Consider the following 13759-nt stretch of genomic DNA (forward strand, 5'->3'; position numbering starts at 1 on the left):
CCTTTCTACGACAAACCGTGGACGGTGCCGTCATCATCAATGGTCATCTTTAAGGCGTTAGGTTCTTTAGGCAGTCCGGGCATTGTTAAAATGCTGCCGGCTAAGGCCACAATAAATCCGGCGCCGATTTTGGCTTGGAGTTCCCGAATTTCAATCGTGAAATTTTCTGGTCGTCCTAATCTTGTTGGATTATCTGATAAAGAGTTTGGCGTTTTGGCCATACAAATTGGTAACCGTCCCCAGCCATTTTCGGCAAATTGACGGAGTTGTTTTTGAACTTTTTTAGTAAAAGTAACTCGTTGGGCGCCGTAAATTTTCTCGGCAATCGTCGTAATTTTTTTCTCTAGCGTTGCTGTAGATTCATAAAGTTTGACCACGGGTTCTTTTTGTTGTGCCAAAATGTCTTGCAATTTTTCAGCTAATTCAACAGCCCCTTTTCCCCCTTTAGCCCAGACGTCTGTTAAGATACAAGAAATATTTTTTTCGGCGCATAATTTTTTAACTAGTGCAATTTCAGCATCGGTGTCACTTGTAAAACGATTTAAAGCGACGACTTGTGGCAAATGAAATGCGGCAATATTTTCTAAATGTTTGGCTAAATTAGAAAAACCAGCTTCAAGTGCCGCTAGATTTTCAGTGTCCAAATCATTTAGCGGCAAACCACCGTGCATTTTTAATGCGCGAATCGTGGCTACCATCACTACAGCATCAGGATATTTCCCAAGCACTGGCGCTTTAATATCGAGAAATTTTTCCGCACCCAAATCACTCCCAAAGCCAGCTTCTGTTACAGTGATGTCAGCCGTTTGTAAAGCAAGGCGCGTAGCCATCACTGAGTTACAACCGTGGGCAATATTAGCAAATGGTCCGCCGTGAACAAAAGCCGGCGTGCCTGCTAAAGTTTGCACCAAATTTGGTTTTAAAGCTTCTTTTAATAAAATCGTTAGCGCATCTGTTGCCTGAAGATCAGCGACGGTAATAATTTTACCGGATGTATTTTCCGCTACTACAATGCTAGCAATGCGATTTTTTAAATCGGCAATATTTTTAGCTAAACATAAAACAGCCATCAGTTCTGAAGCGACTGTAATTTGAAAATGATCTTCCCGCGGCCAACCATTTAAAGGTCCACCTAGTCCAATGGTGATATTTCGCAGCGTGCGGTCATTTATATCTAAAACGCGATTCCAATAAATTTTTCTAGAATCAATATTAAGCGCATTGCCTTGTTGCAAATGATTATCTAGCAAAGCCGATAGTAAATTATTGGCTTGCGTTAAGGCGTGCATATCGCCAGTAAAATGTAAATTAATTTCTTCCATCGGCACCACTTGGGCTAAACCGCCACCAGTAGCGCCCCCTTTGCGACCGAAAACAGGACCGGCGGATGGTTCCCGCAAAGCAATCGCTACTTTTTTATTTAAAAGGGCAAAAGCATCGGCTAAGCCCACCGTGACGGTTGATTTTCCTTCACCGGCGGCCGTTGGGGTCATGGAAGTCACCAAAACTAATTGGCCAAAATTATTTTCCTCCCGCGCATTCATTGCCTCATAAGAAATTTTTCCTTTAAAATGGCCAAAAGGTTCAATTTCTGCCGGGGAAAAATGTAATTTCGCACCAATTTCTTCAATCGGCTCTAGGCGCGCTTGTTGTGCAATGGTTAAGTCGTCCATAAAAACTCCTTTCTAACAAAAAAGCAGACGAGAATCATCTGCCAAATAAAATATGTTGATTTTTTTTAAAGCATTTTTTTCAGTTTAACTTAAAGTAATATTGATTTTTTCCACTGCTTTTAACTTTTCTTTGAGGACGCTGTTTTCTTGTTGTTGTTTTAAAAATCGGGCACTATTTTTCCGTCCTAACAGACAGTGAAAACTTTTTTCGGCAGTAGAAATAATAAGTAAGCCGTTTTTGGCTACTTGGACTTCTTTGATTTCCTTTAGAAAAAAGGTTTTGCGGTTCACTTTTAATAAACTTTTGACAAAAATTTTTTCTTGATCAACCTGAATGACTCGTTGTAGTCCTAACCAGACAAAAAACAAGAAGACTGCGGCAATAAATAGTGAGAGCCAATAAATATACGTGTTTTCTAAGGTGACGATGACACCAGTAAAAAATATCACGAAAGTCATGGACCAATATATGAGACTCGTCGCCAATTCGGGTTGAAATCGGTATGAATTTATGACGTATCCCCTCCTTACACATGGTATAATCATAGCATAATTCTGTTATTTAAAAAAGAAATGTGGTGAAACTTATGTTGAAAATTTATGTCGATGCAGCAACGAAAAATCAATCAGGACCTAGTGCGGCCGGGATTTTTTTTAAGGCTGAAAAAAAGACCCACACTTATGGCGTAACGCTTGGAGAAATGACCAATCACGAGGCTGAATTTCTGGCGGTAATTCACGGCTTGAAAATTTTACTGGAACAACATTTAGAAAAAGAAACTATTTTTATGTATAGTGACTCAAAAGTAGTCGTGGAAACGTGGCAAAAAAAAGCCAGCGCCAATCCCTTGTTTCAACCACTCTGGCAACGTTTATCCTTTTTACTGGAAAAATTTCCGGATTTTACCCTTACTTGGCAAAGTGATAAAAAAAATGCCGGAGCCCATACAATCGCTCAGCAAACATTGCGAAAAATGCGCTCTTGAAATTGCTAAGAATCATGCACATTTTATTAAATTTTCATTACAACTTGACAAGAATTTTTAAAGTTGCTATCTTTAGGCAATCCATCTTTTAAAACCTAGTGATGAAAGGAGTTTTCATATGAAAAGATTTTGGAATATTTGGCAAAAAATTAGTTTAATTCAAAAAATTTTAGTAGGTATTGTAATTGGTATTATTTTAGGACTAACCGTTCCTAATTGGGCTTTTATTGGTGTCTTGGGCGATTTATTTGTTGGTTCGCTGAAGGCGATTGCCCCCTTATTGGTCTTTTTTATTATTTTAACCTCTTTAGCCAAGCATGAAAAAGGAAGCAAAACGCATCTCACCTCAATTGTAGTTTTATATTTAATGGCTACGTTTGTGGCAGCGGTGGCGGCAGTCGGAGCCTTTTATTTATTCCCAGTGGCCATTGTCTTACCCCGAGTCGGCGAAATCGCCCAAAGCGCCCCGCAAGATATCGGCACCGTGCTTAAAGAAATTTTGCTAAATGGAATTGCCAATCCGATTGAAGCTTTGGCAAATGGAAATTATTTAGCGCTACTTTTTTGGGGTGCTTTATTAGGATTGGCTTTGCGAAGTTTTTCAACCACGACAAAAAATGTTTTAGAAGATATTTCTGGCGCCATTTCTTCAGTGATTCAATTGCTTATTCAATTGGCACCCATTGGAATTATCGGATTAGTTTATAACTCAATTGTCGCCACCGGACTTTCTGGCATGTTAGAATATGGAAAATTAATTCTTCTAGTAGTAGGCACGATGTTTTTTGTTTCTTTTGTTGTTTATCCATTGATGGTCTTTTTTATGATCAAAGAAAATCCTTATCCACTAACTTTTTATTGTTTCAAAGAAAGTGGCATCCCCGCCTTTTTCACCCGCAGTTCGGCCGTCAATATTCCCATTAATATGCGTTTAGCTGAAAAATTAGGACTCAATGAAAAAACGTATGCCCTCTCCATTCCTTTGGGAGCGGCAGCTAATTCTGGTGGCGCGGCAATTACGATTTCCATTATGACTTTAGCCGCTTGTTATACTTTAGGCATTGAAACGAGTTTTCCTTTAGCATTATTATTATGTTTCCTCACCGCTATTGCTTCGACGGGCGCTTCCGGGATTGCTGGTGGATCGCTACTTTTGATTCCGTTAGCTTGTAGTTTATTTGGAATTAGTAATGATATTGCCATGCAAGTTGTGGGCGTTGGTTTTATTATTGGCGTCATTCAAGATTCAGTTGAAACGGCTGTTAATTCTGCTTCTGATTTATTATTTACCGCTACAGCCGAATTCCATGACTTGAAAAAAGTTGGCGAAAAAATTTCCGTTAAAGATTATGTAAAACGTGCTCAATTAAACGATTAAAAAAAGAGCCGCCTCAAAAATTATTTTTTTGAGGCAACTCTTTTTTTATTGAACATTTATTTCGGGGCGATTTTGCTCTTCAGCTAAAATATTTAATTGTCGGACTGCTTTGACATATGATGGAATTAAAACTAAAAGTGAACCTAACCAAGCAAGTGGATTGGCACTAGCGGCTCCCGGATAGCCAAATGCTTGCGCTAGGAAAATCGCCGCTAAGGTTCGCATTAAAAGTTCAGCGATCCCAGCGAGTGTCGGGATCATTCCTTTGCCTAAACCTTGCAACGTGTAGCGAATAATAAATAAAACCGCCAAAAGTAAATACATGGAGCCATTAATAATGAAATAAGTTCTAGATAAATGTAAAATTTCTGGATTTGGCACTTTTAAAAACAAGCTTACTAACTGATTGGCAAAAATAATAATTAAAGCCCCGGCCACAATGGAAAAAGCGCCTGACATAATTAAACATTCTTTCACCCCTTGAATAATTCGGCGATATTTTTTAGCGCCAAGATTTTGCGCGGTGAAAGTCGCCATAGCAATCCCAAATGAAGCCATGGGTTGGGTGGCAAATTGGTCAATTCGCCCGGCAGCAGTATTAGCGGCCACCACTTGTGTCCCTAAATTATTCAATGCCGTTTGTAGCGCAATGGAACCAATGGCAATAATTGACGATTGAAACGCCATCGGAAATCCCACCGCTAAATGAGCTTGCCATTCTTTTTTGACCAATGTAAAATCTTTTTTCCGAACGTGGAGTAAAGGTACTTTTTTATAAATATAATACGCACAACACAGACTAGCGACGATTTGGGCGGTGACAGTAGCTACTCCAGCACCAGCCACCCCCATTTGAAATTGGGTAATTAACACGAGATCCAAAACAATATTTACAACAGAAGCAATTACTAGAAAAAAGAGCGGCGTTCGAGAATCCCCCAGTGCCCGCAACATATTGGACAATAAATTAAAAGTAATCGAAGCCGGAATTCCCATAAAAATGATTTTAATAAATTGCTCGGCTTGATTAATAATATCTGTCGGCGTTTGCATTAGTTCCAAAATTTGCCGGACAAAAAGTACTGAAAAAATAGTCAGCACAATAGCTACAATTCCGGAAATAATAATACTAGTGGCAAAACTTTTCCGGACACCGCGACTATCTTTTGCCCCAAATCGCTGGGCGGTAATAATGGAAAGTCCGGCGGTTAATCCTTGGGCAAAACCAATAATTAAAAAATTTATGGAACCGGTGGAACCCACGGCCGCTAGCGCATTTTCTCCTAACGTCCGCCCGACGATGAGTGTGTCGGCGATATTGTAGAATTGCTGAAACAAATTTCCAATAAATAATGGAATGGTAAAAGCGAAAATTAATTTATACGGGCGTCCTTGCGTCATATCTTGCATTTTTCTATCCTCACAATTTTTTATTCTCTAGTTATCATAGTGATTTCAACTGCAAAATGCAATCGGTTCAGCAAAAAAATTTTTTAAGGGTTCGACCTTGTCACTTATCTTAAAATCTTATAAAATAGAAACCAATTACATGAGAATTATCTCATAAAATTACGGAGGAAAATGGAATGGATGAATTACTAGCCTATAAAAAAATACAACAGCTGAAAAATCAATTAGCGCAAGTTATTTTAGGGAAAGAAGAGGTGCTGACTTTAACCATCACGGCTTTAATTGCCGATGGACATTTATTATTTGAAGATGTTCCGGGCGTTGGAAAAACGACTTTAATTAAAGCGCTGGCCCAAAGTATTGGCGGAGAATTTTCCCGGATTCAATTTACACCTGACCTATTACCTGCCGATATTTTAGGCACGACGATTTTTAATAGCCAAAAACAAGATTTTGAATTCAAACCAGGCCCTGTGTTTACTACCGTTCTTTTGGCTGATGAAATTAATCGCGCCACGCCCCGCGCTCAAGCCGCCCTTTTAGAAGTTATGAATGAAAAACAAGTGACCCTCGATGGCACAACTTATCCTTTAGCGGAAAATTTTTTCGTTTTGGCCACGCAAAATCCTTTAGAATATGAAGGAACTTATCCTTTACCCGAAGCCCAATTGGATCGCTTTTTATTTCGTTTGAATATTGGTTATCCCGATGCTGAAAGTGAGCTTGCATTACTGAAAAATCAAGGCCCGTTACGCATTGGCAAAACATTAGCGCCGGTCATTTCCTTAGATGAATTATCAGAAATAAAAAAATTAGTCCAACAAGTTAACATGGACGATTCTTTATATGCGTACGGCTTAGCTTTAGTCAAAGCCACCCGCAATCATCCGGAGATTTTTTTAGGCGTTTCACCGCGGGGAGCGATGGCATTTATTCAAGGCGCGAAAGCTTATGCCGTCGTTTCTGGGCGAAATTATTGCCTCCCCGATGATTTAAAAGCTGTATTTTTACCGGCCTGCGCCCATCGAATTTATTTAAATGCTGGCGATTTTTTACGGGAGAAAAATGAAGCTGTCTTAGCTGAAATCTTAAATAAAACCGCCGTCCCTCGCTGAACAGAAAAAGATAAGGAGATTTGATGCATAAATTAAAAATAATAATTAAATGGCTGGCAGTTTCCATTGTTTTTTTCGGCAGTTTTTTATACGCCGCTGTTTTTAATACGAATAGTGGCTGGTTTATTTGGTATCTCAGCGTGCTGACTCTTTTATTTTTGCTTTTTCTCGCTCTTTTGCCGTTAAGACGGATTCAAGCAAATATTATTGGCCAAGCAGTTTTTAATCGTCAAACGAAGGAAAAATTATTGGTTCAATTGAAGAGTCCGCCCTTTTTTATTTATCCTTTAATTGAAATATCTTTGTTAACCAATCACCGCAGCACTCCTCGTTTTAGTCTTTGGCGGGCTAAAAAAGTTTATTTCGACCTTACTGATTTACCACGGGGTGTCTATTCTCAGCCTATTTTAAAGGTCACCAGTTATGATTTTTTAGGTCTTTTCAATAAAAAAAAGCAAATTCGTCTTTTAGATCAACTAATTATTTTACCGAATGAAAATATAAAATTAGCCCAACTGTTAGAGCAACAACTTTTTTTCAAAAATGTTGCTGTACAGGCCCGTGGCGATAAAAGTTTTGATTTGAAAAATGTGCGGGCTTATGAGTCGCGGGATCCATTACATGAGATTGATTGGAAAATGTCGGCCCACCAACAAGAACTTGTCGTTAAAGTTTTTGAAAATGAACCAAAAAAAGAAATCACCATTCTTTTAGTAGCTAAAGAAAGTCCCAACTTTGAGCATTTATTGAGCGGTTATTTTAGTTTGCATCAGCGATTACAACATAGCTTTCAACGACTGAATCAACCAAAACAATTTATAATTGCTGGAAATACAATTCGTTCTGCTGTAAAGATCCCTGATGAAATATTCGCTAATATTTTAGCGACTGAAAATCCTAATTTGCCAACTATATCCGGTCAACAGGTCTATATTTTTGTTGAAAAAAAAGCATTTTTAGAAGAAACTTGGCTGAAGGTCCTGCAAAAAAATAATCAAGTGACGCTAATTACCTTAGATAAATCCCAATGGTCAATGACGATAAATCAGCGGGTGACGACGATAAATTCGGGGGTGCTTACTAATGACTAAAAAAAGAATCACCCAAGAAAAAATTCAAAATATATTAGCCACCCTCTTCTTATTTTTAGCGTTGAATATTTTTGTAGATCCCCTATTTCAAGCTAGTAAAATCACTGGTGCAAATTATTTTCGTTGGTATTTATTAGCGGTATGCCTACTCGCTCTATTTACGCGCTTTGTTTTTTTACAAGTATTTTTGAGTGTTGTATTTGGCAGTCTGATGCTCGGTTTAATTTTTGACCTTCAAGATTATGTTGAATTTTTCCGGCAATTTTTGCCGCAACTAGTCAGACAACTTCAAGCTTTTTTTAATGGAACTGCCCAACAACTCCCAGCCTCTTTTAGTGTTGTTATTTTAATGATTTTATTTTTAGTCCTGATTTTTACTTTTGTCAAAGAGCGTTATTTTTGGCCCGTCATCGTACTAGCCGTTGGTCTCTTATTTTTCTTTGAAACATTTGCCAATCAAGAAATTAGCAATCGCTTGCTTTTATTTTTAATTTTTTCATTGGCCGCGGGATTTTTTCAAAAAAATCGTCGTTTCAAAGGACTGCCGATTTTACTTTTTATTATCTTGTCATTTGGAATTTTAGCTGTCGCCAATCTTATTCAAAGTCCAACTCAGCCACTAACCCAACAGCTGATTGAAAAAACGGCTCGTATTAGAGATTATTTTAATCAGCAAGGTCTGTATGCTCGTCTTGATGAGTTGCAAGGCAATCAGACGGCCGCACGCCAAGGATTTTCTGAAGATGATCAAAAGTTAGGCGGTCCTTTACTAGCGAATAATGAAATTGTTTTTGAAGTAGAAGAAGCCCAAGATCATTATTGGCGCGTCGATGCCAAAAAAATTTACACCGGTGAAGGTTGGGCGGATAATGAGTTGCAAGATGCCCGCAACTTATCGTTTTTTACTAATGATTTTCAAACCGAAATGTCAGCGGATGCTATTGAAAATAGCCAAGAAGTGACTATAACTTTTCCAAAAGAACCAGCATATTTACCTTTACCATATGGGACAATCGATTTTTCTGCCACGACACCGCCTGTCAATGACCAGCGAGTGATTTATAATTTGGAGGCGCAGCGATATTATTTATATCAATATCCTGCCCAAAGCAGTTTTACTTATACTTACGTGCCGGCTGATTTTTCTCCTGAAATTTTGGAAACTATTACGAAAGAAAGCTCTTCGATAGAATTACGCTTAGCAAGTGATTTTAATCAGGAATTTACAGCGCTACCGGAAATTCCCCAGCGCGTCACGGATCTGGCACAAGAAATAACCACAGTAGCTCCTAGTTATTACCAACAAGTTTTGGCAGTGGAAAATTATTTGAAAAATGAAGCACCCTTACGCTACTCCAAAATAGATGCCGAAATCTTGCCTGCTGGCGCTGATTATGTGGATTTTTTCTTATTTGATAGTCAAGTCGGTTATTGTGATAATTTTTCTACTAGTATGGTGGTTTTGTTGCGGACACTGGAAATTCCCGCACGTTTTGTGAAAGGTTTTTCTGGCGGTTTATTAATTGGTCAAAGTGAAAATGGAGTCAATCAATATCGAGTCACTAATAATCAAGCCCACTCTTGGGTGGAAGTTTATTTTGAAGGTATGGGCTGGGTTCCTTTTGAGCCGACGAAAACATTTACCGGCCAACAAGCTTTGGAAGAAAGTCCGGAAAGTTTACCTGAGGACGCTGTTACTCCAAATGAAAATTCCGCTGAATCTCCTACTCAAAGTCAAAGCATGCCGCAAGAGACGGAAGCTGAAATTCCATCAGAAAATTCTTCCTCAGAAAATAATGCAGCACCTTTACCAACAATTTCTTGGACTCGAGTTGCTTGGATTATTTTAACGGTCGTCCTTGTTACTTGTGGTGTAATTCTTTATGTTGGGCGCTATCGCTTAGAAATTTTTTGGTTTTCATTAAATTATCACGATGATCAAACGGCATTTTTAAAAGTTGTCCAAAAGTTACAAAAAAAATATCCGACAAGTTCGGCGGTTACTTTACGGGAATATGAAGCAATTTTACAAAAAGAAAATCCTGGTCTTGCTGAAAAATTTGAGAAGCTCCAACGACTTTACGAAGGCCAACGCTATGGGCAACAAGAAATTTCCCATGAAGACTTTAAGGGTCATTTAATAGCCTTTTTAAAAGAGCTCCAACAAATGTCCAACAAAAAAATCTCCTAATGATTTAGGAGATTTTTTTTTGATAGGTGAAAAAAGTGCCAGTAATTTTTGATTTTTCATCGGAAAACTTTTCTTCAGTTATTTTCTCGAATTTTTCAAAGGAAACTTCCGGAAAAAACGTATCTCCCACAAATGTTTCGTGAAAAATTGTCAGCTCTAAAAGATCAGCTTCAGGCAAAAATAATTGATAAATTTCTCGCCCACCACAAATATAAATATCTTGTGTTTTGGCTAGCTCTAGGACCTCTTCTTTCGTATGAACAACCACGACACCATCAGAGTGATAATCACGATTACGAGTGAAAATAATTGTCTGACGCCCCGGCAGCAACCGTTGCTTCATGCCGTCAAAGGTTTTGCGACCAAATAAAATTGTATGGTCCATGGTTTTTTCTTTAAAATGTTTAAAGTCAGTTGGCACATGCCAGGGCAATGTATTATTAAGGCCAATCACGCCATTTTCATCTTGGGCCCAAATCAGAATTAACATTCTCCACCTCGCTTGTCTTTAAACGGCAATCGGCGCTTTAATGGCCGGAGCACTTTGATAATTTTCTAAAGTAATATCTTGGACATCAAAATCAAAAATATCCGTTTTTTCAGGGTTTAAAATTAATTTAGGCATCTCAAGAACCGGACGCGATAATTGAAGTTCAATTTGCTCCAGGTGATTGAGATATAAATGGGCGTCTCCTAATGTATGAATAAATTCTCCCACTTCAAGGCCTGTTTGGCGGGCAATTAAATGGGTTAACAAAGCATAGGAGGCAATATTAAACGGCACACCTAAGAAAACATCGCCACTCCGTTGATAAAGTTGGCAAGATAATTTCCCGTCAGCTACATAAAACTGAAATAAACTATGACACGGCGGCAAAGCCATAGTCGGTACATCTTCTGGATTCCAAGCAGAAACAATCAAACGCCGCGAGTCGGGATTTTTTTTGATTTGTTCAATCACATCTTGAATTTGATCAATAAAGCTCCCGTCTCTTGTTTGCCAATGACGCCACTGGGCCCCGTAAATATTTCCTAACTCACCATAAATTTTAGCAAAATCTTCATCGGCTATGATTTGGTCGGTGAATTTTTTCATTTCTTCTTTGTAAATTTTAGCAAATGCAGTATCGGTTGTACTACGAATACCAAAGTCGGTCATATCCGGTCCCGTATAATTCTCAGAGACGATATATTTTTCAAAAGCCCATTCATCCCAAATATGATTATTGTGCTGGAGTAAATAACGAATATTCGTGTCCCCTTTTAAAAACCACAGAAGTTCTGATTTAATCAAACCAAAAGGAACTTTTTTTGTTGTTAATAAAGGAAAACCTTGTGAAAGATCAAAGCGCATTTGATACCCAAAAATTGATTTTGTGCCCGTGCCTGTGCGATCGGTTTTAACCGTTCCTTGGTCCAAAATTTTTCGTGCTAAGTTCAAGTATTGTTCTTCCATTATTTTCTCCTATACGAATTGGCCTAAGTAGTCCCAGCGTTCCATTTTTTCATCTAGTTGTTGCTGGGTGGCGGAAAGTTCATCTTGTAAATTTTGTAAAGCAGTAAAATCAGATCCTTGTTGGGTCATATCTTTTTCTAGTTGCGTTGCTTTTTGTTCTAGTTTGTCAATTTCTGACTCAATAGTCGCCCATTCTTTTTCTTCTAAGTAGGTCAACTTCGTTTTTTCGGTAGATTTTTTTGGTTCAGGCGCTGTTGTTTTCACTGTTTCTTTTTTAACTGATTTTTTTTCAGCTATTTTTTCTTGAGCCAAATATTCAGAAATGGTCCCAAAGTAAGTTTCATATTTTCCAGATCCTTGCATCAAAATTAATTTGTGACAAGTTTTATCCAAAAAATACCGATCGTGACTCACTACGATGACGGCACCTTTAAAGTCTTGTAAATAATCTTCTAAGACCGTTAAGGTGGCGATATCTAAATCATTAGTAGGTTCATCTAGTAACAAGACATTTGGTGAGCTCATAAGTAACTTCAATAAAAATAAACGCCGCTTTTCTCCACCTGATAATTGTCTTACTAAAGTGCCGTGCATAAAGCGCGGAAATAAAAAGCGTTCCAATAATTCTGGTACGGAAATTTTTTCGCCATTTTTATTTTCAACTACTTCGGCGGTTTCTTGCAAATAAGCAATCATTCGCAAATCTTCAGGTAAGTCTGGCATAATTTGCGTGTAATAAGCTAGACGAACGGTTTCACCTTGCTCAAAGACGCCAGAAGTTAACGGGATTTTTCCGGCTAAAAGATTTAAGAGCGTTGTTTTTCCTACCCCATTGTCGCCGACAATCCCTACCCGGTCGCCTGCTTGAATCAAAAGATTAAAGTCATCTAAAATAAGATGATCTTGCACTTTAAGCGCAGCGTCTTTTAAGCGCAAAACTTTTTTTCCTAAACGCGTGCTCCCCATATCCATGGTGACTTGTCCATCTTTGCTGGACGTATTAAGACTCTCTTTTAAATTTTCAAATCGTTTCACCCGCGCATCTTGTTTGGTGCCCCGCCCTTGTACTCCGGCGCGCATCCAGTCTAGTTCTTTTTTATAAAGTTGTTGGGCTTTTTCAGCTTGCAGTTGATTGGTTTCATCCAAAACTTCTTTTTGCAAAACGTAACTTTCGTAATTACCGGCAATTTCTAAAAGTTTTCCTTGATTTAATTCAAAAATCCGTTGGGTGACTCGATCTAAAAAATACCGATCATGAGTGACCATTAATAGCGCACCGCGATAATTTTGTAAAAAATTTTCCAACCAAGTAATTGCCTTAATATCCAAGTGGTTGGTAGGTTCATCTAGGAGTAATAAATCATAATCTTCCACTAAAACTTGCGCTAAGGCCACGCGCTTTTTTTGTCCGCCCGAAAGTTCGCCAATTTTTCTGGACCCTTGTGGCACCGAAAGTTGAGTTAAAATCCCTTTTACTTTCGTTTCTAGCTGCCAAACATCTTTGGCATTCATTTCTTCTTGGATTTGTAAAAATTGTTTTTGCAAATCTGCATCAGTCGGATTTTCTTCTAAAGCTAATAATAAAGATTCATACTGGCGCAGTAATTTAATTTTAGGACTATCCCCCGTTAAGACGGCTTCTAAAACTGTCGCATCATTAGGTAGAGCGTCGGTTTGCGGCAACAGACCAATTTTATAATCTGACGAATGTTCCACTTGACCATTTTTTTCCGAAGTATCAAGACCTGCCAAAATTTTTAAAAGAGTGGATTTTCCGGTGCCGTTAGTTCCAATCAAACCAATCCGATCTTTTTCGTGAATAATAAACTCTACATCGTCAAGAAGGATTTTCGCCCCGTATGTTTTATGTAAATGTTGCACTTTTAACTCTTGCATCCAACCCCTCCTTTTTTATCCAGTTTAGCATAATTAAAGCCACAAAAAAAGAAGCACAGACTTTTCAGTCGGCTCCTTTTTTATGGAAATTTAAATTATAGATTTTTGCTGTAAACATCTTCGACAGATTGTTTAGGATCAATCACAATATATAAAGCCCCGTTTTGCTCAGAAACTTTTGTTGATTGATATTCATTATCTAGACCTTCTTGGAATGGTGTTTCTTGATCTTTATATGGGAAATAAATCAAGTCAGGCACGCCATGGGAATAAAGAATTTCCATTTTTTCAATATCTTGATATTTCAAAGCCCGAGAAAACATCCCCAACTCCAAGCCACCTAAATTAATATCTTCTGTCGTCACATGATCGGCTTCAGGGAAAATTTCAATTTTAAATCCTTGTGCTGGATGAATTTCTTTAAAATCGCTGCCACCAATTCGGCCAAAGCTAGTAGATACTTGTTTAATCCATAAATCTCCAATAAAGCGACGGTTAACAGTCCATGTTTCGCCGTTGCGGAAATAAAATTTTAAACTAGTCATTGCTTTTGTCATATCTCA

At 38.2% G+C, this 13759-nt stretch carries 12 protein-coding genes; 5 read left to right on the forward strand and 7 right to left on the reverse strand.

Annotated features, from left to right (window positions below; genetic code table 11):
• Nucleotides 1-5 precede the first annotated feature (5 nt).
• Nucleotides 6-1673, reverse strand: coding sequence for a formate--tetrahydrofolate ligase (locus BQ5341_RS08090; RefSeq protein WP_071131497.1), 1668 nt, complete (start codon nt 1671-1673; stop codon nt 6-8).
• A gap of 84 nt (nt 1674-1757) precedes the next feature.
• Nucleotides 1758-2219 (reverse strand): EbsA family protein, encoded by a 462-nt coding sequence (locus BQ5341_RS08095; protein ID WP_268873198.1) that lies wholly within the window; start codon nt 2217-2219, stop codon nt 1758-1760.
• 41 nt (nt 2220-2260) lie between these two features.
• Between BQ5341_RS08095 and BQ5341_RS08100 the strand changes: the two genes are divergently transcribed.
• Together BQ5341_RS08100 and sstT are read left to right on the forward strand one after the other, a co-directional pair.
• The gene (locus BQ5341_RS08100) at nt 2261-2659 is read left to right on the forward strand and encodes a ribonuclease HI family protein (protein WP_071131499.1); all 399 of its coding nucleotides are present in this window, start codon (nt 2261-2263) and stop codon (nt 2657-2659) included.
• Between the two features lie 118 nt (nt 2660-2777).
• Complete coding sequence (gene sstT, locus BQ5341_RS08105) at nt 2778-4037, forward strand: serine/threonine transporter SstT (RefSeq protein WP_071131500.1); 1260 nt, start codon at nt 2778-2780, stop codon at nt 4035-4037.
• 45 nt (nt 4038-4082) lie between these two features.
• Here sstT and BQ5341_RS08110 read toward each other — a convergent pair whose 3' ends face one another.
• Complete coding sequence (locus BQ5341_RS08110) at nt 4083-5447, reverse strand: MATE family efflux transporter (protein ID WP_071131501.1); 1365 nt, start codon at nt 5445-5447, stop codon at nt 4083-4085.
• A gap of 176 nt (nt 5448-5623) precedes the next feature.
• On the opposite strand from BQ5341_RS08110, the gene BQ5341_RS08115 reads away from it, so the two are divergent.
• From BQ5341_RS08115 to BQ5341_RS08125, 3 genes are read left to right on the forward strand one after another with little or no spacing between them, the layout of a single operon-like run.
• The gene (locus BQ5341_RS08115; protein WP_071131502.1) at nt 5624-6562 is read left to right on the forward strand and encodes an AAA family ATPase; all 939 of its coding nucleotides are present in this window, start codon (nt 5624-5626) and stop codon (nt 6560-6562) included.
• A 23-nt stretch (nt 6563-6585) separates the two neighbouring features.
• Nucleotides 6586-7653, forward strand: a complete 1068-nt coding sequence (locus BQ5341_RS08120; RefSeq protein ID WP_071131503.1) for a DUF58 domain-containing protein — start codon at nt 6586-6588, stop codon at nt 7651-7653.
• Nucleotides 7646-9844 carry a transglutaminase domain-containing protein gene (locus tag BQ5341_RS08125; protein ID WP_071131504.1) on the forward strand — a complete coding sequence of 733 codons (2199 nt, stop codon included), beginning with the start codon at nt 7646-7648 and terminating at the stop codon, nt 9842-9844. Before BQ5341_RS08120 ends, BQ5341_RS08125 begins: the two co-directional genes overlap by 8 nt.
• Nucleotides 9845-9848: 4 nt before the next feature.
• On the opposite strand, the gene BQ5341_RS08130 is transcribed toward BQ5341_RS08125, so the two are convergent.
• The 4 genes from BQ5341_RS08130 to BQ5341_RS08145 all read right to left on the reverse strand — a co-directional run bounded on the left by BQ5341_RS08130 (nt 9849) and on the right by BQ5341_RS08145 (nt 13753).
• Nucleotides 9849-10334: a dihydrofolate reductase gene (locus tag BQ5341_RS08130; RefSeq protein WP_071131505.1), complete on the reverse strand. Its 486-nt coding sequence runs from the start codon at nt 10332-10334 to the stop codon at nt 9849-9851.
• Nucleotides 10335-10352: 18 nt separating this feature from the next.
• A complete protein-coding gene (locus BQ5341_RS08135; RefSeq protein WP_071131506.1) occupies nt 10353-11300 on the reverse strand; it encodes a thymidylate synthase in 948 nt (315 codons plus the stop codon).
• A gap of 9 nt (nt 11301-11309) precedes the next feature.
• Nucleotides 11310-13196, reverse strand: coding sequence for an ABC-F family ATP-binding cassette domain-containing protein (locus BQ5341_RS08140; protein WP_071131507.1), 1887 nt, complete (start codon nt 13194-13196; stop codon nt 11310-11312).
• Between the two features lie 95 nt (nt 13197-13291).
• A complete protein-coding gene (locus tag BQ5341_RS08145; protein WP_071131508.1) occupies nt 13292-13753 on the reverse strand; it encodes a hypothetical protein in 462 nt (153 codons plus the stop codon).
• Nucleotides 13754-13759: the final 6 nt, after the last annotated feature.

The sequence above is a fragment of the Enterococcus timonensis genome (genome assembly GCF_900104595.1).
GTDB classification, from domain to species: Bacteria; Bacillota; Bacilli; order Lactobacillales; family Enterococcaceae; genus Enterococcus_J; species Enterococcus_J timonensis.